This window comes from Zobellia sp. OII3 (assembly GCF_002211465.1).
Lineage (GTDB): Bacteria > Bacteroidota > Bacteroidia > Flavobacteriales > Flavobacteriaceae > Zobellia > Zobellia galactanivorans.
In genome coordinates, this window is the sequence record NZ_MWRZ01000001.1 from 885,860 (window position 1) to 905,537 (window position 19,678).

Sequence of the window (19,678 nt, forward strand, 5' to 3'; positions counted from 1 at the left end):
ATTATCTAATAACTGTTATGGTGCCTTGCTTCAAAGTTTCGCTAGCGTTTTTGATGACATAGTAGAATACCATGTTTTGCTTAGCGAAGCTTACCGAAGACTCCGGCCAGTTATTTTGGTAGTTGGTTGCATTTAAGACTTCTACACCTTTGGCATTGTAGATGATGACGTTCACGTCTGACTTGTTCGAATATGAATTAGGAATAACCCATTGGTCGTTGGCGCCGTCACCATTAGGTGTAATAACGTTTGGTATATTAAATAGGTCTAGGTATGATACGGTAATCGGTTTGCTTACTTCACAATTGTCAATATTCGCAATTAGGAGATAGTCTCCTTCAGTAGTGAATGTGGCAGAAGACGAGCTGCTAATCTCTACATTATTGGCATCGAGCCATCTGTAGGCGGTACCTCCACTAGCGTTCACCGTTTTTGAACTTCCTTCAGGAAAAATAACATCACCGTCAACATCTAAAGTGATCAGGTCTGGATCTAGGGGCGTAATGGAAAGTTCATTCGAAACTTGATTACAAGTACCGTTTTTGATGACCAATCTATAAGTCCCAGGTTCGGTTATGCTTAAGGAAGTATCGGTAGAGTTTACTACTGTTCCATCACGTTCCCAGTCGAAGGTCTTATCGGTTAGATCGGCATCTGTGGTAATGGTAATTACATCGGAGGAACTACAGTATACCGTACTGGAAGCCGTTATTGATACCGATTGGTTTGAAGCTAGTTGTACCGGTAGGGTATTCGAGACCGTGGTCATACCGCCTTGTTCGGTGTTTACATGGTACGAACCGTTGTGGTCACTATCGGTCAAGCTGATCGATTGTGAGGTTTCACCGGTGACATCTACACCGTCTTTTTGCCATTGATAGGTGAATGACGAAGCTACATCGGCAGTAACGTCTACCTCGCTTCCATCGCCTAAAACGGCATATATCTTATCGGCGGTCAAGGCTATGCTCGTACTGCTACACGCTTCGTAAGAAGTCGCATAGTTGATTTCCGTTTTGAAGGAAGTCGGTGCTACCACTACGGTTTTTTCCGAATTGATGGTAGTCGATGAACACGTACCCCCGGTTTGTGTAACCGCAACGTGATACGTTCCGGCTTGAGTTACCGTTAACGTGGCGTTGTTGGAACTTGGTATGGGTGTATTGTTTCTGAACCATTCATAAGTCGGTGCATTGGCATCGGTAGTTACACTTAAGGTTTGGCTCTGCGAAGGCAACACCACTAAATTGGCATTGTTGTTTCTTGTTACCGTAAAGGCACCGGCGTTTGTTATGGTTACGGGTGCCGAGGTTTCGGTACAGATGCCGGCTCCTTTTACTTCAACGGTATAGTCCCCTATAAATGCGGGGTCGTTGGTATCGATAGAATAGGTAAAGCCGCCAGTTTGGGCAGCCTGTACTTCGGTTCCGTTTCTATACCATGTATATGTATAACTAGCATTTTGTACGGTAGCTTCCAATGGGGCCACGGTATCTCCTGCACATAAGGAAGTTGCTGCCGGGGCCGTTATGGCGATTCCCGTAGATATTCCTGAGTTCAGTATAATATGATTCGATTCCGTATTGGCAGAACCCGTACATGCACCGTAATCTAAAAAGACAAAATATTCACCTGCGCCATCGGTGGTTATGGAAGGGCCGGTTTCAGCTAACTTGGTTCCGCTTCTGTACCAAGAATACTGATAGGTATTTAATTCGCTGGCCGGAATGTTATCGACCGTTAGGGTTATTTGGGTACCACCGCAAGATTCGACGGTACCAGGGGTGGTTCCGTCTCCATTAGGACTCATATGTAAGTTCGATGTATAGCCTAAATAGTACATAGAATAAGCGGTTGTTTCTGGGCCTGTTGTGGCAGGACTTGTACTTCTTACCCTCATTTTGTAACCTGAACCTCTAGCGGTTGTAGGCAACTGAAACTCAAAACCGGGGTTTTTAACCGTGGTGTTGCTTGATTCGCGCCCTAGTTCAACCGGGTTGGAAAAACTACCACTGGAATCTGAGAGTTCAAGGATCCATTCGTTGTCACTGTTCGGGTTGCCTGCCCAGTCGATCGTAGCGAAGTATTGGTTGAAGCCTGCGTTACCAGCACAGATTTGCGTCCACTGGTTTTCGTTGGGCTGGTCGCCAAAATTCGGGTTTCCTGCAGGTTTCGGTGCTTGTAAAACAACCGTTTGTGCAGAGAGTTGTACGGTGGCCATCAATAAAACGGCCATCAAAATTGTGCGCGGAATGTGATTTCTTTTCTGTCTCATAAGTAGGCGTAGTTTTGGGTTTACTACAAATTCATCGATCAATTTGGGTTTGATACAAGGAATTCTATAAACAAATATGGCTTATATATCACGCGCACTGAATTTAATGTTGTATCAAGGGAAAAAAGTGTTGTGAAACCTCAGTATTTGTATGAAAGCAAATTCAAAGCAGTGCGATTAGTGCATTTTGACTACCTTTGTGGCTCTAAAAAATAACCCTATGAGCGAGGCAGTCGAGTCGTTGAATTTCATCGAACACATAGTTGAGGAAGACCTGAAAAATGGTTATTCAAAGCAAGATTTACGTTTTCGTTTTCCGCCCGAACCGAATGGCTATCTACACATTGGCCATGCAAGTTCGATTTGTTTGAATTTTGGATTGGGATTGCGGTATAACGCACCGGTAAATTTGAGGTTTGACGATACCAACCCGGCAAAGGAAGAACAAGAGTATGTAGATGCCATTAAAAGAGATGTGGAATGGCTCGGTTTTAAATGGGATACCGAACGGTATGCGTCTGATTATTTCCAACAATTATATGATTGGGCGATTGAGTTGATCAAAAAAGGAAAGGCTTATGTAGATGAGCAATCTTCAGAGGAAATGGCGGCCCAAAAAGGTACACCCACACAAGCCGGAACCGAGAGTCCGTATAGAAATCGTTCCGTTGAGGAGAATTTAGAGCTTTTTGAAAGGATGAAAGCCGGTGAATTTGCCGAAGGCACACATGTATTAAGGGCGAAAATCGATATGGCATCTTCCAATATGTTAATGCGCGACCCAATAATGTACCGAGTGTTACATAAAGCCCATCACAGAACAAATACCGATTGGTGTATTTATCCAATGTACGATTGGACCCACGGCGAGAGCGACTATATCGAACAGGTCTCACATTCATTTTGTACCCTAGAGTTTGCTATGCACCGTGAACTTTACGATTGGTTTTTGGATCAAGTAGTAGACTCCAAAAAGCTTAGACCTAAGCAGCGTGAGTTCGCGCGACGTAACCTAAGCCATACCGTGGTAAGTAAACGGAAGCTGCTACAGTTGGTTGAGCAGAAGGTGGTCAAAGGTTGGGACGATCCGAGAATGAGCACGATATCAGGACTTAGAAGGCGGGGTTACACGCCTGAATCTATCCGTAATTTTGTAGATACCATTGGTATAGCCAAGCGTGATAACCTTATTGATGTTTCCCTTTTGGAATTCCACGTTCGTGAGCATTTGAATAAAATTGCGCCTAGGGTAATGGGTGTACTTAACCCCTTAAAGGTGGTGATCACGAACTACCCAGAGGGAGAAGTAGAGTGGTTGGATACCGAAAACAACCCCGAAGATGCATCGGCCGGTACACGGCAGATTCCTTTTTCAAGGGAACTTTATATTGAGCAGGAAGATTTCAGGGAGGAAGCCAACCGAAAGTTCTTCCGTTTAAAATTAGGGGGAGAGGTACGATTGAAATCTGGATATATCATCAAGGCTGAAAGCTGTACAAAAGATACCGATGGGAATATTATAGAGGTGCAATGTACCTATGACCCTAAGAGTAAAAGTGGAAGTGGAACCGAGGAAAGCCTTCGTAAGGTAAAAGGAACCTTACATTGGGTGTCGGTGGCCCATGCCTTGAAAGCAGAAGTTCGTCTTTACGATCGCTTGTTTACCGATGAGAGTCCCGATACACATAAGGACAAAGATTTTATGGAATTTGTAAATCCTGATTCTTTGAAAGTGATTACCGGTTATTTGGAACCGAGTTTGTCCGAGGCCAAAGCAGGTGATCGTTATCAGTTTCAACGTTTGGGTTATTTTTGTGTGGATCCCGATAGTTCAGATGAAAAATTGGTTTTTAACAGAACGGTCGGCTTAAGGGATACTTGGGCAAAAATTCAAAGCAAATAGATTTAATATTTTTACTTGTTGAAACTCCTTAAAGGCAATTTTGTTTTTAAGGAGTTTTTTTTATGCGCAACACCCATTTTCCTCGGTATAATTAATTTCTATGGAAAGCATAATGAGTATTGATGATATATATTAAAAACGACTTATTTCCGTGGGATTTCAGGCTGTTTTAAAATTCTCCCTATAGATTGCTTTAGTTGGGTGATTCGGCGCTTTTAAATCGGCTTAAATGGCGTCAGTCCACCTAAAATGTACTTAAACGTCAATTTTAGATTCGATTGAGGTAATTTTTAGAATTTCTTCATGCTAACTTGCATGGTATCTGTTGGAGGTGAAATTTTTTTAGGTCTTCCCTAAAATATTTCTGAACAGATTTAACGGATTATGAATTTAAAAAATTGAGATTATGTCAAATGATAGTGGAAATATATTATTAGCCGTATTGACTGGGGCAATTGTTGGAGTAGGAGCGGGGATTTTGTATGCACCTGATAAAGGAGAGAAAACAAGAAAGAGAATTAAAAAGAATGCCTTAAAGACCAAAGAGGATATTTCAAACAGAATATCACAGGCTACCGATGAGTTGACGAAAACTGCCGAGGCCAAGAAAGTGGATTTTGAACAGAAGCTTGAGGATAGCATTTCAAATATGAGCTATAAGGCTGATGATATTATCATGACTTTGGAAGCTAAATTGGCCGAGCTGAAGAAGAAGAATGCACAACTACAGAAATAGCATATGGCATTTGAGGAACTAAAGGAAAGTATATCAGAAGCCGAGGCAAGCGCCAAGTCATACCTTGATAGCAGTAGGGAGTTTTATAAGTTAAAGGCTTTTAAGCTGCTTATGAAAGGAATTACAGGCTTTGCCCAAGCTGCTTTTCTATCCGTGGCGCTAATATTGGCCCTTCTGTTCCTGTCACTAGGGGCAGCTTTTTGGTTAGGTGGCCAATTGGAGGATACGGCTTTAGGTTTTCTTATTGTCGGGGGATTTTATATACTGTTGGGTATTTTGGTTTTTGTATTCCGACGTACCTTGGTCAAACCGCTCATGGCCCGTTTTTCCGAACTTTATTTTGAAGAAATATGATACCAAAAAAATATACTACGTTCGAACAGATCGATCAAGACTTGAAAATCTTGAAATTGGAGCAGGAGATAGGCCGTGAAAATTTTAAGATGCATGTACAGATTACAAAGAATAGTCTATATCCAAGCCATTTGTTGGGTGGGTTTAGCGGAATTATTCAAAAACTGACCCTGTCCATGGTGGCGAAAAAGCTGTTGAAGAAGTTCAACTAGTATTACTTTAGACTAAAGAATGGCCTTAGGTATAAATTTCCTAAGGCCATTTTTTAATTATTGGGACAGGGGAGGTGAAGCTCCCGTACCTTATGACTCGCTGTCTTTTTTCTTATGTGTTTTTTTCATCGACTCGCCGATCATATTACTTGCCGTAAAGGAGGCGACCATATTGTTTAGCATGTCACTACCCGCTTGTGGTGAATTAGGCAACAGGATCAGGTTGGTGTTGGTTTCTTCACCTATGGATTGTAGGGTGTCATAATGCTGTGTAACAACGATAAGGGCCGAGGCTTCTTGCGAGTTGATACCAACTTTATTCAGTACCTCTACTGACTCTTCGAGTCCTCGTGCTATCTCACGACGCTGGTCGGCAATACCCATACCTTGGAGTCTTTTACTTTCCGCTTCGGCCTTAGCCTTTTCTACGATAAGGATACGGGCGGCGTCACCTTCGAATTGGGCGGCTATTTTTTCACGTTCCGACGCATTGATACGGTTCATGGCTTCCTTTACCTGGGCATCGGGGTCTATATCCGTTACCAAGGTTTTAATAATGTCGTAACCATAATCCAACATAGCATCCTGTAGCTCCGATTTTACGGCAATGGCGATATCATCTTTCTTTACGAAAACATCGTCCAATTTCATTTTTGGCACTTCTGCACGGACTACATCAAATACGTAGGAGGTAATCTGCTCGTGCGGGTACTCCAATTTATAGAAGGCGTCGTATACCTTTTCCTTTATCACTACATATTGCACCGAAACCTTGAGTTTTACGAATACATCATCTAAGGTCTTGGTCTCAATAATAACATCCAATTGCTGTATTTTAAGTCCGACCCTTGCGGAAATACGTTGAACGAAGGGTATCTTAAATTGAATGCCCGAATGTCTGACACTAGTGAATTTTCCGAAGGTTTCAATTAAAACCGCGGTTTGTTGTTTGACGATAAAGACTCCTGAGAGGATGGTCACAATAACGAAAAATGCAATTGGTATCCAGAGAAAACTGCCCATAATTTTAGATTTAGATGATTTAATGAATTACTGAATTTACGAAATGCTTTATATATATGTAGTATTTTTCGTGAGTTTGTTACACGCCGCTAGTATTCTTGGTTGGGACCAACAAAAAAAGGAGCAACGATTGCAAAAACCAATCGTTGCCCCTTATCGGAATATAGTGGGTATAATTTATGCTAAAGCGGTCATCGCCTTTTGAATACGGGCGATGCTGTCCGTTTTTCCGATCATGGCCATGATATCGAACAAATGAGGACCTTTCATATCGCCGACAATGACCAAGCGCAAGGGCGGCATGACTTTACCGAAGGATAGTTCTTCTTCTCCAATCCATGCTTTTACGGTAGTTTCAACATGTGCCGAGCTAAAGTCCTCTATACTTTCTAGTACTGATACCAAACGGTTTAAAATGTCAGGGGTATCGGCCTTCCATTGTTTTTTGGCGGCCTTTTCGTTGTAAGATGTTGGGGCTTCGAAGAAATAATCCGATAAATCCCAAAAATCCGACACGAATACGGCGCGTTCCTTGATCAGGCCAACGACCTTTTCAATATAGTCCTTGGGTTTGTCATCGACTGCCACCGACTTTGATTTCAAGATTTCGGCATAAAGAGCGGCCAATTCCGTGTCATCTTTACTTTGAAGATATTGTTGGTTGTACCACTTGGTTTTATCAGGATCAAATCGTGCCCCTGATTTGTTCACGCGTTCTATGCTAAAGGTGTCGATTAATTCCTGAAGGCTAAAAATCTCCTGTTCGGTACCAGGGTTCCAGCCTAAAAGGGCCAAGAAGTTTACAACTGCTTCCGGAAAATATCCGGCTTCCTTATAGCCTTCCGATTCCTTCCAACTTAGGGGGAAGACGGGAAAGCCTAACTTTTCACCATCGCGTTTGCTGAGTTTACCTTTTCCTACCGGCTTCATAATGAGCGGTAAATGGGCAAATTCAGGGGCCTTCCAGCCAAAGGCATCATAGAGTTGTTGGTGTAGGGCCAAAGAGGGCAACCATTCTTCACCCCGAATGACATGGGTAATTTCCATTAAATGGTCATCTACAATATTGGCGAGATGATAGGTAGGCATACCGTCGCTTTTGAAAAGAACCTTGTCGTCTAAGATATTGGTGTCGATTTCAATCGTTCCGCGAATAAGGTCCTTTAGATGCAACTTCTCATCTGGAGGGGTAAGAAAACGTACCACGTAGTCTTCACCGGATTCCAAGCGGTTTTTGACTTCCTCTGGCGATAATGATAAAGAATTGTCCAGTTTCAGTCGGTTGTGCCAATTATATATAAAGGTCTTGCCTTCCGCTTCGTGACCTTTGCGGTGGGCATCAAGGCTTTCCGAGGTATCGAAGGCGTAATATGCCTTTCCTTTGGCAATGAGGGTTTCCGCGTATTCCTTGTATAAATGTTTGCGTTCACTTTGCCTATAGGGACCATGGTCACCCTGTAATCCCGGACCTTCGTCAAAAGCGAGTCCGCACCAGTTCAAGGCATCGATAATATACTGTTCGGCACCTTCTACATAGCGGTTCTGATCGGTGTCTTCGATTCTTAATATAAAATCGCCACCGTGTTTTTTGGCGAATAAATAATTGAATAGGGCAGTGCGGACACCACCGATGTGCAAGGGCCCTGTAGGGCTGGGTGCAAAACGTACGCGTACTCTTTGGCTCATGGCTAAAATATTTATGCCGTAAAGGTATAAAAAGCGCCCTAGCTCCCAAAGGTATAAGCTTTAAACCGCGCTTATATTCGCCTGATTCCGCTTCTAAGAGCCCAGGCCCTTTTTTCCTTATCTTTACAATCTATGAACGCCTATCAGAACATACTTCACAAGCTCAACGCTTTCGTTAGAAAGTACTATACCAAGATGCTGGTTAAAGGCATTTTGCTGTTTATTGCCTTGGGCTTGCTTTTCTTTTTTGTGGTTTTGGGCATCGAGTACATGCTTTGGCTCAATTCTACGGGACGTTTGCTGCTTTTGTTGGGGTGTATAGCCGTGGAACTGTTATTGTTGTTTAAATACATTTTAACGCCTTTGTTCTATCTTTTTAGGTTAAAGCGGGGAATGGACAAGAAGGAAGCCTCCGTATTGATCGGAAAGCATTTTCCCGAGGTAGGGGATAAGTTGTATAACCTAATAGAGTTGGGCGAGGACAAGGATCGTTCCGAGTTGCTTTTGGCCAGTATAGAACAGCGAAGCCAGCAGATGGGGGTCGTGCCCTTTACCAAGGCGGTGGATTTTCGCGAAAACCTGAAGTACCTCAAATACTTGGGTATACCGTTACTTGTGATTTTGATAATGTGGCTTACCGGCAACCTTAGGCCTTTTTTCGGATCTGCGGATCGGGTCGTAAATTATAACATGGCCTATGAACCCCCAGCACCTTTTAGCTTTCACCTTTTATCCAATGACCTGAGTGTACTCGACACCGAGTCCTTGACCATTGAAGTGATGACCAAGGGGGAAGTGCGTCCTGAGATGGTTTATATTGAAATCGATGGAAAGCAATCGGTTTTACAAGAATTTGGTGGCCGTTACCAGTATACCTTTGATGCGCCGGTAGGTGATATGAGTTTCGCTTTTACGGCAAATGGTGTGCGTTCTAGGGAATATACCCTAAAGGTATTGAGAACACCGACCGTACAGGACTTTGAGGTAAATTTGCAGTACCCGAGTTATTTGAACATGCCTCCCGAAACCCTAAAAAGTACGGGCAACGCTACCTTTCCGGAAGGTACAAGGGTAACGTGGAAGGTCATCGGAAAAAACACCGAATCGATACGGTTGTTGACCAAGGACACCGTTCAGGATTTTACGATGTCGAAGCAATTCTTCACACTATCTAAAAGTATATATCGCGATCTGGCCTATGAGATTACCACATCGAACAGTAATGTGAGTGATTATGAGAGATTGGGATATAAGTTCAAGGTAATTCGAGATGCCTATCCGACAATTAAAGTACAGCAGATACGTGATAGCTTGAATCCCAATGTGGCCTATTATGTGGGTGAGGCTTCCGATGACTATAGGTTGAGTAAGGTGAGACTCGTGTGCTATTCGACTTCCCAGCCTGAAGACCGACAAAGTATCGCCATATCTACACCTGAGACCAATTTTGATCAGTTTTACTATACCTTCCCCTCGGGATTGGATTTGAAATCTGGGGTAGACTATAGCTTTTATTTTGAGGCCACCGATAATGACGCGATCCATAAAGGAAAGAGTAGTAAGAGTCAAGTCTTTTCTTTGGCTTTGTTGGATGAAGCCCAGCTTAAAAATAAGGAGTTGGAATCGCAGCAGGCCATTATTAATAATTTGGATAAATCGCTGAACAAGTTCAAGGAGCAAAAGACCGAGTTAAAGGAATTGAACGAGAACCAGAAGGAAAAAAAACAACTGAATTTTAATGATAAGAATCAAATCAAGGACTTCCTTAGGAAACAACAGCTGCAAGAGAACCAGATGCAAAAGTTTTCGAAGCAGTTAAAGGAAAATCTGAACAAGGGGGACAAGGACGATAAGTTGAACCAGTTGTTGCAAGAGCGATTGGAACGGCAGGAGATGGAGGCCAAAAAGAATGAAAAATTACTGGAGGAATTGAATAAGGTGGCTGACAAAATTGATAAGCAATCATTGGCGAAGAAGCTCGAAGAACTAGGTAAAAAACAACAGAACAGCGAGCGAAACCTTGAGCAATTATTGGAATTGACCAAACGGTATTATGTTACGGAAAAGGCGGACCAGTTAGGGAGGGAGTTGGAAAAATTGGCCGAAGAACAAGAAAAAGAAGCACAAAAAAAGGCAGAAGCCAAATCGCTTGAAGAGCAGGAAAAGTTGAACCAGAAGTTTAGCGAGTTGGGTAAAGAACTTGAAGAGTTGGAAAAGGACAATCAAGATCTTAAAAAACCAATGAGTATAGAAATGGATCAACAGAAGAAGGAAGCTGTTGAAAAGGATCAGGAAGAAGCTAAGGATGCCCTTGAAAAGTTAGAGAAAGAGAGGCAATCCGGAGAACCGAAAGAGTCTGGGGAAAAGGCCACAAAGAAGCAAAAATCGGCAGCCCAAAAGATGAAGGAAATGAGTGAAGCCTTATCTAAGGCGGCCGCTGGAGGTGGGGGGTCTTCCATTACTGAAGATGCTGAAATGCTCCGACAAATTTTAGATAACCTAGTTACCTTTAGTTTTAAGCAAGAGCGCTTGTATGAAAATTTGGAGGAAGTCGATGCCAACACCTCACAGTTTTCGAATAGCATCCGTAAGCAACAAGAATTACGAGATCTTTTCGAACATGTTGACGATAGCTTATTTGCCTTGTCGTTGCGTCGTGCCGAACTTTCTGAATTTGTAAATGAGCAAATCACCGAGGTGTATTACAATATCGACAAGACTTTGGAAAGCGTGGCCGAGAATCAAATATACCAAGGTGTATCTTATCAAAAATATGTACTTACGGCATCGAATAGCTTAGCTGATTTTCTAGCTCGGATATTGGACAATATGCAAGAAAGTATGATGTCCGGTAAAGGGCAGGGTGAAGGAGAGGAATTTCAACTTCCAGATATTATCAAGGGCCAGCAGGAGCTTAAGGAGAAAATGGAAGGCATGGGAAAGGAAGGCCAAGGAAAACCGAGCGAAGGCCAAGGTCAAGGACAAAAGGGGAAGGGCCAAGGCCAACAGGGCGAGGGTAAAGAAGGAGAAGGCCAGAAGAAGGGTAAAGGTCAAGGTGGTGACCAAGGAGACCCTAAGGGAAAGGGACAAGGAAAGAATGGAGAAGGAGAGAACGGTGGGAAGTCCGGAGCCAATGGTGGACAGGGGAGCGGGAACTCTAACCAAGTTTCGGAAGAAGAACTTAAAGAGATTTACGAAATTTATAAAACACAGCAAATGTTGCGGGAGAAGTTGGAGCAGCAGTTGAAGGATATGATGAATTCCGGCGACAGGAAGTTGGGCCAGAAGCTGGTGAAGCAAATGGAAGATTTTGAAAATGACCTGTTGGAAAACGGGGTGACCCAGCGAAGTCTTTCGAAAATAAATAACATTCAGTACGAAATGTTGAAATTGGAGAATGCTACCTTGAAGCAAGGGAAGAAGTCCGAAAGGGAGAGCAACACCAATACCAATCAGTTTAAAAACCCTATCACCTCCAAGCCTTCAGTATTAGAGAATTATCGGGATGAAATTGAGATTTTAAACCGACAAGCACTACCTTTGCGCCACAATTTTCAAAATAAGGTAAAAGAATATTTTAAGAGCAATGATTGACTTTCATTTTAATACTGATTTTTCTTTGGAGAACCCAGAAAAATATAGCCGTTGGTTAGAACAGCTTATTGAGTCCGAACAGGGTTCCTTAGAGCAATTGGATTATATTTTTTGTTCTGATGAAGAGCTCTTGGATATGAATCAAAAATATCTTTCGCACGATACGTATACCGATATTTTGACGTTTGATTATACTGAGGATAAAGCCATAGCGGGTGACATTTTTATTTCGGTCGATAGGGTCAGGGACAATGCCCAGGATTTAAACACCGAATTTGAAGAAGAGTTGCGCCGGGTTATGGCACATGGCGTGTTGCATCTGTTCGGCTATAAGGATAAGACGGATGAGGAAGCCAGTTTGATGCGTACTAAGGAAGAAGAAAAAATGGCAATGTTCCACGTGGAACAATAGGAAGAATATGCCCGTCCGTTTCTAACGGATTGACATGGTTTCATGTAATTAAGAGAGTGTAGAATGTTTGGAGAAGAATATGATGTAATTGTTGTTGGTGGAGGTCATGCCGGAGCAGAGGCTGCTGCCGCTGCTGCCAATATGGGTTCAAAAACCTTGTTGGTGACCATGAACTTGCAAACTATTGGGCAGATGTCCTGTAATCCTGCCATGGGCGGTATTGCCAAGGGGCAGATTGTACGTGAGATTGATGCCTTGGGTGGATATAGCGGAATAATTACCGATAAATCGGCCATTCAGTTTAAGATGCTGAACAAATCTAAGGGCCCTGCTATGTGGAGTCCAAGGGCGCAAAACGACCGAATGCGATTTGCAGAGGAATGGCGATTGGCATTGGAGCGTACGCCTAATGTAGATTTCTATCAGGAAATGGTTGGCGGACTACTTATTGAAAAGGATAAGGTGGTCGGGGTAAAGACGTCGCTTGGCATAGATATTCGCTCTAAAGCCGTGGTGTTGACCAATGGAACTTTTCTAAATGGTTTGATCCATATCGGGGAAAAGCAATTTGGAGGTGGTAGGGCAGGAGAGAAAGCTGCTACCGGTATTACCGAACAATTGGTTGATTTAGGCTTTGAAAGTGGTCGAATGAAGACGGGAACTCCACCTAGGGTCGATGGCCGTTCTTTAGATCATTCGGTGATGATACCCCAACCAGGAGATGTGGTTCCCGAAAAATTTTCCTATTTAGATACACCGGTTCTTACAACACAGCGTGATTGTCATATGACGCATACCAGTGCTTTGGTTCACGATTTATTGCGTGAAGGTTTTGATCGTTCTCCCATGTTCAATGGTAGAATTAAAAGTATCGGACCGAGATATTGTCCCTCCATCGAAGATAAAATCAATCGTTTTGCGGATAAGGATAGCCATCAAATTTTTGTCGAACCAGAGGGTTGGAATACGGTAGAAGTCTACGTAAATGGATTTTCTACATCCCTTCCTGAAGATGTTCAATACAAGGCCTTGCGATCGGTAAAAGGCTTTGAGAATGTAAAATTCTTTAGACCGGGCTATGCGATAGAATACGATTATTTTCCGCCTACGCAATTGAAGCATACGCTAGAGACGAAGCTTGTTCAGAATTTATATTTTGCCGGACAGATTAACGGTACAACTGGTTATGAAGAGGCAGCTTCCCAAGGCTTGATGGCGGGTATAAATGCCCATCTTAAAATCAATGAAAAGGAAGATTTTATACTACAAAGGGATGAGGCCTATATCGGGGTTCTTATCGATGATTTAATTACAAAGGGTACTGAAGAGCCTTATCGAATGTTTACTTCCAGGGCTGAATATCGAACGCTGTTGCGTCAAGATAATGCCGATTTGAGATTGACACCCCGTAGTTTTGAGATTGGTTTGGCGAAGGAAAATCGCTTAAAGCGAATGGAGGAGAAGGAGAAAAAGTCCGATGCCTTTGTGAGTTTTTTTAAGGAAACAAGTGTACGCCCCGAAGAAATTAATCCCATTTTGGACAGTGTGAATTCCGCTTTAGTGAAACAATCCGATAAGATGTTCAAGGTGTTTTCTAGACCCAAAGTTACGATGGAGCACATGCTTCAATTAGATGCTGTTTCCGGGTTTGTAGAAGAACATAATCTAGATAGGGAAGTGATGGAGCAGGCCGAGATTCAAGTGAAATATTCAGGATATATCGAGAAGGAAAAACATAATGCCGATAAATTATTGCGTTTGGAAGGCGTAAAAATTCCCAAAAATTTTGACTATTCAAAGTTGAAATCCTTGTCGTACGAAGCACGTGAAAAGCTCAACTCTATACAGCCTGTTACCATTGCACAAGCGGCGCGGGTGAGTGGGGTTAACCCTTCCGATATAAGTGTTCTCTTGGTGTATTTGGGGAGATAATTTTCTTGATTGTTCCACGTGGAACAATGATGGTTTCCTCCGGACACCAATGAAAATCGGTTGGAGGATATAGATGGCCTTGCCTTAATCGGGCGAGGTTTTTTATTTAAGGCCTTTAAAAAAAATAAATAGAACCAGAGAAATCTATTATTGGGTCGAGCTGTTTTAACAACCAGGCGGCCTTGTATTATGAACGTTTTTCTTAGGCGGAAAATTGTGTTGAATTTTATTTTTGTGGCGATAAAAACTAGATTGAAAATTGCAGCAATGAAATTACTTTTTGGGGGGATTTCATGTCTGCTTTTATTTCCCTCCTGGCTTCCTGTTCGAATGGGGCCATCCTTAAAAAATACATCAAGTCATCGGTGCGAAAGAATTTAAACGGTCGCTTTCAAAACAGAATAGGTTCATCCTTGGCGAAACAAAAAGAGAAGTAATTTTGTGATTATGTAGATGCCAAGTTTGAGTTGAATTATGAAAATGCTTATAACGATGTTTCATTTGAAGAGGAGGGGGGAGAATTGATTTTTTTTCCACTTTATGGAGTAGGGAAATCGAATGGAGCCTTAAACTTTGTCCCGACGAAAAACAATGTCGGTTAGATTTGGTTTTTGAAAAATGCTGATGAAATTTTACAGGATTGTGGTACAAATGTTCGAAATGAAAATTGATATACGGCCATGGAAGTATACCCAAATTTGGTCAAGGATGGTCTTTGTAGAAAATCGTTTTCCAGAGCCGTTGTTTTAAATTATCTTCGTTACCTCAAGAAAGAATACCTTACCACGCAGAACTAAAATGAAACCATTTTTAAGAACTAAAGATTTCTCCGTTAGCGGTGAAGAATTTGAATTGCTTTTAGATGAAGATCTACAAATGTTGGTGACCCAACCGCAGCCGAAAGATCTTCAAAAATATTATGAGAGTGATGCCTATATCTCACACACCGATTCCAGAAAGTCTACTCTGGATAAGATGTACCATGCGGTCAAAAAGTTTAGTTTATGGAATAAAGTAAACCTGATCGGCCGTTATGCAAAAAAGAACAAAACGTTATTAGATGTGGGTGCCGGTACGGGCGATTTTTTATTGCATGCCCAAAGTAGGGGGTGGTCCGTTGATGGGGTAGAACCCAGTCTTGATGCGCGTATGAGATCGCGCGAAAAAAAAATGGAACTGGTTTCCGATCTGTCTTTTGTCGCCGGAAACAAATTTCAGGTCATTACACTTTGGCATGTCCTTGAACATTTACCCGATCTCGATAATCAAATAAAGACCATATTGTCACTTTTGGAAACGGACGGGGTTCTTGTTGTTGCCGTTCCAAATTTTAAATCCAAGGACGCAAAGTTCTATAAAGAGTTTTGGGCGGCTTATGATGTGCCCAGACATTTGTGGCATTTTTCGCGTGAAGCTATCGAAGGTAAGTTTGCTTCGCATCAAATGAAATTGATAAAGATCAAACCGATGTGGTTCGATTCGTTCTATGTGTCCATGCTTTCCGAAAAATATAAAACAGGCAAGCAAAACTTTATTAGGGCATTTTGTGTTGGCCTGTGGTCGAATATCCTCGCCTTGTTCAACGGACAGGCATCTTCATTGATATACATTCTAAAAAAGGAAGCTTAGACCTTAAAATCAAGGTTAGAATTGATTGTCGAGCGATTTAATGGCGTTTTGACCCAATTGACGTGTATTGGGTCGATTCATTTTTAATCGTTTAAATGAGCGCATTTGAGAAGCTTGTTTTTTATAGCTTTTTCTGATACTCACTTGTAGATGTCATAGGAATTGTTTATGCTGCTATTTTTGCTGTAATTTTGATGATGGGAAGGGATTTTATGGAGAACCATGTCTTGGGTCCACATAAAAAAAATAGTTCTCGTGAATTAGAAAAGCTTTTCTATTTTTGCCCAACTTCGAATGGGTCGATAAACTTTCATCACAAATAATTTTTTCGATTTCAGGTTTGAAGCAACCAAAGCAGATTTTAAATAAAACAGAATTATGAAAAACGTAGTATGGGTATTGGCGATTTTGGTATTGGCCTCTTGCCAACAAGAAAAGATCGGATTTGTAGACAACGTAAAGTTGATGGAAGAGTATCAAGAAAAGATTGACGTTGAAGCCAATTTTAAAGTTAAGGCCGATGCTTTAGCCAAGAAAAGAGACAGTATTTCCCAAGCTTTTCAGCAAGAAGCCCAGGCTTTCCAAATAAAGGCTCAAAAACTATCGCAGCAAAAGGCGCAAGAAGAGTACGGTTTGATGCAGCAAAAAGGTCAGATGATCGGGCAGCAATTGCAGCAAGAAGACCAACAATTGCAATTAGAAGGGCAGACCGAGATGGATAGTATCATCAGCAAGGTAAAGAAAGAAGTCAAGGCGTACGGAAAAGCCAATGGCTATAGCTACATACTTGGTGGCGGCGATGGCGGTTCAGTGCTTTATGGAAAAGATGCAAACGACCTAACGAGCGAAATTGTTAGCTTACTGAACGAGAAGTACAAGAAAAAATAATAAGGCCTTTCAGGGTCTTAAAAGCGTGCTTAGGAATAGCCCTAAGCACGCTTTTTTTATTTCTGTAAGATGTATACCAGAAAGATGGCAGGGACAAAATACACGGCTATGGTCTTCGCTCCTTCATAGTCCTTGGCCAAACGCTGACCGAACATCAGCATCAGCAAGGTTATGCACGATAATATGCTTCCGTATAGGGCAACATGGCTTTCCCCCATAATTAGCATTTGGTATAAGCCAACGGCGCAGAGGATGCCCGAGGCCATTTCCATTAGGAGTAATGTGCCCAATAAGATCGGAACCAGTTTTTGAAGAGGTGTATCTGAAAAATGCTCTTGTAGCCATGTGAGGTTTCCCTTCCAATCAAATACTTTATCGATACCGCTTTGAATAAAGACGATAATCAGAAAAATCAATATCAATATTTCGGTAATAAAGTGAAAAAAAGTGTCCATACTGGCTTGGTTATACGGTTGGTTGCTATTAAGTTACCAAAAATTCCGTAGTATAGCACAGACTAGGCCGCTTTTCTGTGTAAAAGACGTGTCAATTTTATCGATAGGTCGGTAAGGATAATCTTCGAATTTCCGTTGCGTTCAATATGATATATGGCGTCTTCCAACTCCTGTGTAATAGTGATGATATTGTTTTCGTGAATAAAGGGAGCAAATTTTTCAAGGCTAAAACCATCTACGTGAACCTTCATAAAGGCAAGCTCGTCGGCATTGAAATTAATAAGCATGGCCTGTCGCATTACCGCAAGGCAATAGAGTAGAAATTTCTTTTGGGTCTCGCGCCCGGTCTTTGCCACTTCCTCGCTCCACATGATCAGGTCTTGAATGGCACTCTTGTTGCCCTTCGCCTTAAAGGCGCTACGTACCCATTGCACGAACCATTTTTCAAATACCAAATCTTCTGAGTCGGAGTTCATGAGGTCAAGGGCCTTGTTAAAGTTGCCGTTTGCCTCATGGGCAATACGCAAGGCTTCTTCCCTTAGGGCGCCTTTTTCGACTAGGGCATTGGCCATTACCTCTTCGGCCAGTGGGGGAAAATGTAATACTTGACAGCGTGAACGTATGGTCTGTATAATTTGTTCTTCGTCTTCGGCAATCAATATAAAAACCGTTTTATTGGGGGGTTCCTCTATTAATTTTAAGAGTTTGTTGGCGGCCGCGGTATTCATTTTTTCGGCCATCCAGATCAACATGACCTTGTACCCGCCTTCGTACGATTTCAAGGCGAGCTTTTTAACCACATCTTGGGCTTCGTCAACCCCGATCTGGCCTTGTTTTTTTTCTATACCGATCAATTGGTACCAATCGAAAAGGTTGCCATAGGGCTGTTCTTTTACGAATTTGCGCCACTCTTCCATATAATGATCGCTCACGGCATGGCTCTTTATCTTGTCGGAATTCGATACCGGAAAGGCGAAGTGCATATCGGGATGCGAAAGCGAACCGAATTTTAGGTTGCAACTTTCGTTGCTTCCGTCGTTTTCCCCTCCTGAGTTTCCGCAGATGATGTACTGGGCGTAGGCAATGGCCATGGGCAAGGTTCCCGAGCCTTCGGGCCCTACGAATAATTGGGCATGTGGAATTCGGCCAGCATCTGCGCTAGTGGCCAAATGGTTCTTAATGTGCGATAGCCCTAAAATAGTGTTGAATAGCATGGCCCAAAGATAACTTTTTTAATACATACATTCTTAGGTGGGCCACTTCTTAAATATGGTTAATATCTATAAGTCTAATGGTTTTCGGTTACCAGTCTAACATCCTTTTTATTACATTTGCGACTCTCTAAAACTGCACGATATGAAAACTGTAAACGACTTTAATTTTGAAAATAAGAAAGCCCTAATTCGCGTTGACTTCAACGTTCCGTTGGACGAGCATTTCAATGTGACCGATTCCAACCGGATTCAAGCGGCCAAACCTACTATTATCAAGGTTCTTGAAGATGGCGGTAGCGCTGTTTTGATGAGCCATTTAGGAAGGCCAAAGGGACAAAGCAATCCGGATCTGTCTTTACAGCATATCTGCAGTACGGTTTCCGATGTTATTGGCGTAACCGTAAAATTCGTAGCCGACTGTGTTGGTGAGGTGGCCGAAAAGGCCGTTGCCGACTTGAAGCCGGGCGAAATTTTGTTATTGGAAAACCTAAGGTTTCATGCTGAGGAAGAAAAGGGCGATGAAGCCTTTGCCGAGCAACTTTCAAAGTTGGGAGACATTTATATCAACGATGCATTCGGTACGGCACACAGGGCCCACGCATCGACCACTATTATAGCCAAGTTCTTTCCGGAAGAGAAATGTTTTGGACTACTATTGGCCAAGGAAATCGAAGCTATCGATAAAGTGATGCAAACGGGTGAAAAACCGGTTCTTGCAATTTTAGGGGGAGCTAAGGTTTCGTCAAAGATTACCATTATCGAGAATATTTTGGACAAGGTTGACCACTTGATTATCGGTGGGGGAATGACCTATACTTTCATCAAGGCCCAGGGAGGACACGTTGGGGACTCCATTTGCGAAGACGATAAAATGGACTTGGCAATGGATATTCTAAAGCAGGCCAAGGAAAAGAACGTTGAAGTTCATATTCCTGTTGATGTTTTGGCAGCTGACGATTTTGCCAATGATGCCAATACCCAAATAGTCGATGTCACTAAAATACCTGACGGATGGCAAGGATTGGACGCCGGTCCAAAAACCTTGGAAATCTTCAAGGAAGTCATTTTGAAGTCAAAGACCATTTTGTGGAACGGACCTATCGGTGTTTTTGAAATGGAGAGTTTTGCAAAAGGAACCATAGCCGTAGGGAATTTTATTGATGAGGCCACTAAAAATGGGGCATTTTCACTTGTAGGTGGAGGTGATTCGGTTGCGGCCGTAAAACAGTTCGGTTTTGAGAACAAGGTAAGTTATGTGTCTACCGGTGGAGGTGCCATGTTAGAAAGCCTAGAAGGAAAAACACTACCCGGTATTGCTGCAATAAAGGGCTAGTAAAGGCGTTATCGATAAACGGGGAGGCTGTG

The 19,678-nt window shown here is 42.4% G+C and carries 15 protein-coding genes; 10 read left to right on the forward strand and 5 right to left on the reverse strand.

Going from position 1 to position 19,678, the window contains the following annotated elements:
* Window position 1: 1 nt before the first annotated feature.
* Window positions 2-2,275 (reverse strand): gliding motility-associated C-terminal domain-containing protein, encoded by a 2,274-nt coding sequence (locus tag B4Q04_RS03665; protein WP_013993069.1) that lies wholly within the window; start codon window positions 2,273-2,275, stop codon window positions 2-4.
* Window positions 2,276-2,495: 220 nt separating this feature from the next.
* Between B4Q04_RS03665 and B4Q04_RS03670 the strand changes: the two genes are divergently transcribed.
* From B4Q04_RS03670 to B4Q04_RS03685, 4 genes are all read left to right on the forward strand, one after another.
* Window positions 2,496-4,178 carry a glutamine--tRNA ligase/YqeY domain fusion protein gene (locus B4Q04_RS03670; RefSeq protein ID WP_013993070.1) on the forward strand — a complete coding sequence of 561 codons (1,683 nt, stop codon included), beginning with the start codon at window positions 2,496-2,498 and terminating at the stop codon, window positions 4,176-4,178.
* 406 nt (window positions 4,179-4,584) lie between these two features.
* Window positions 4,585-4,914 (forward strand): YtxH domain-containing protein, encoded by a 330-nt coding sequence (locus B4Q04_RS03675; RefSeq protein WP_013993071.1) that lies wholly within the window; start codon window positions 4,585-4,587, stop codon window positions 4,912-4,914.
* A 3-nt stretch (window positions 4,915-4,917) separates the two neighbouring features.
* Complete coding sequence (locus B4Q04_RS03680; RefSeq protein WP_013993072.1) at window positions 4,918-5,268, forward strand: hypothetical protein; 351 nt, start codon at window positions 4,918-4,920, stop codon at window positions 5,266-5,268.
* A complete protein-coding gene (locus B4Q04_RS03685; RefSeq protein WP_013993073.1) occupies window positions 5,265-5,480 on the forward strand; it encodes a DUF6327 family protein in 216 nt (71 codons plus the stop codon). The genes B4Q04_RS03680 and B4Q04_RS03685 overlap by 4 nt, the downstream gene beginning before the upstream one ends.
* A gap of 90 nt (window positions 5,481-5,570) precedes the next feature.
* On the opposite strand, the gene B4Q04_RS03690 is transcribed toward B4Q04_RS03685, so the two are convergent.
* Window positions 5,571-6,503 (reverse strand): SPFH domain-containing protein, encoded by a 933-nt coding sequence (locus B4Q04_RS03690; protein WP_013993074.1) that lies wholly within the window; start codon window positions 6,501-6,503, stop codon window positions 5,571-5,573.
* A gap of 177 nt (window positions 6,504-6,680) precedes the next feature.
* Window positions 6,681-8,189 carry a glutamate--tRNA ligase gene (gene gltX, locus B4Q04_RS03695; protein WP_088696025.1) on the reverse strand — a complete coding sequence of 503 codons (1,509 nt, stop codon included), beginning with the start codon at window positions 8,187-8,189 and terminating at the stop codon, window positions 6,681-6,683.
* A 132-nt stretch (window positions 8,190-8,321) separates the two neighbouring features.
* Between gltX and B4Q04_RS03700 the strand changes: the two genes are divergently transcribed.
* The 5 genes from B4Q04_RS03700 to B4Q04_RS03720 all read left to right on the forward strand — a co-directional run bounded on the left by B4Q04_RS03700 (window position 8,322) and on the right by B4Q04_RS03720 (window position 16,644).
* Entirely contained in the window at window positions 8,322-11,783 is a 3,462-nt protein-coding gene (locus B4Q04_RS03700) for a cell envelope integrity protein TolA (protein ID WP_088696026.1), read from the forward strand.
* Complete coding sequence (gene ybeY, locus B4Q04_RS03705; protein ID WP_088696027.1) at window positions 11,776-12,195, forward strand: rRNA maturation RNase YbeY; 420 nt, start codon at window positions 11,776-11,778, stop codon at window positions 12,193-12,195. Before B4Q04_RS03700 ends, ybeY begins: the two co-directional genes overlap by 8 nt.
* Before the next feature lie 63 nt (window positions 12,196-12,258).
* The gene (mnmG, locus tag B4Q04_RS03710) at window positions 12,259-14,127 is read left to right on the forward strand and encodes a tRNA uridine-5-carboxymethylaminomethyl(34) synthesis enzyme MnmG (RefSeq protein WP_013993078.1); all 1,869 of its coding nucleotides are present in this window, start codon (window positions 12,259-12,261) and stop codon (window positions 14,125-14,127) included.
* A 798-nt stretch (window positions 14,128-14,925) separates the two neighbouring features.
* A complete protein-coding gene (locus B4Q04_RS03715; RefSeq protein ID WP_088696028.1) occupies window positions 14,926-15,756 on the forward strand; it encodes a class I SAM-dependent methyltransferase in 831 nt (276 codons plus the stop codon).
* 378 nt (window positions 15,757-16,134) lie between these two features.
* Window positions 16,135-16,644 (forward strand): OmpH family outer membrane protein, encoded by a 510-nt coding sequence (locus tag B4Q04_RS03720; protein WP_013993082.1) that lies wholly within the window; start codon window positions 16,135-16,137, stop codon window positions 16,642-16,644.
* A 56-nt stretch (window positions 16,645-16,700) separates the two neighbouring features.
* On the opposite strand, the gene B4Q04_RS03725 is transcribed toward B4Q04_RS03720, so the two are convergent.
* Both B4Q04_RS03725 and B4Q04_RS03730 read right to left on the reverse strand, forming a co-directional pair.
* Entirely contained in the window at window positions 16,701-17,099 is a 399-nt protein-coding gene (locus B4Q04_RS03725; RefSeq protein ID WP_088696029.1) for a DoxX family protein, read from the reverse strand.
* Between the two features lie 62 nt (window positions 17,100-17,161).
* Entirely contained in the window at window positions 17,162-18,313 is a 1,152-nt protein-coding gene (locus tag B4Q04_RS03730) for an ATP-binding protein (RefSeq protein WP_088696030.1), read from the reverse strand.
* 142 nt (window positions 18,314-18,455) lie between these two features.
* Between B4Q04_RS03730 and B4Q04_RS03735 the strand changes: the two genes are divergently transcribed.
* The gene (locus B4Q04_RS03735; protein WP_013993085.1) at window positions 18,456-19,646 is read left to right on the forward strand and encodes a phosphoglycerate kinase; all 1,191 of its coding nucleotides are present in this window, start codon (window positions 18,456-18,458) and stop codon (window positions 19,644-19,646) included.
* The last annotated feature ends 32 nt before the right edge of the window (window positions 19,647-19,678 follow it).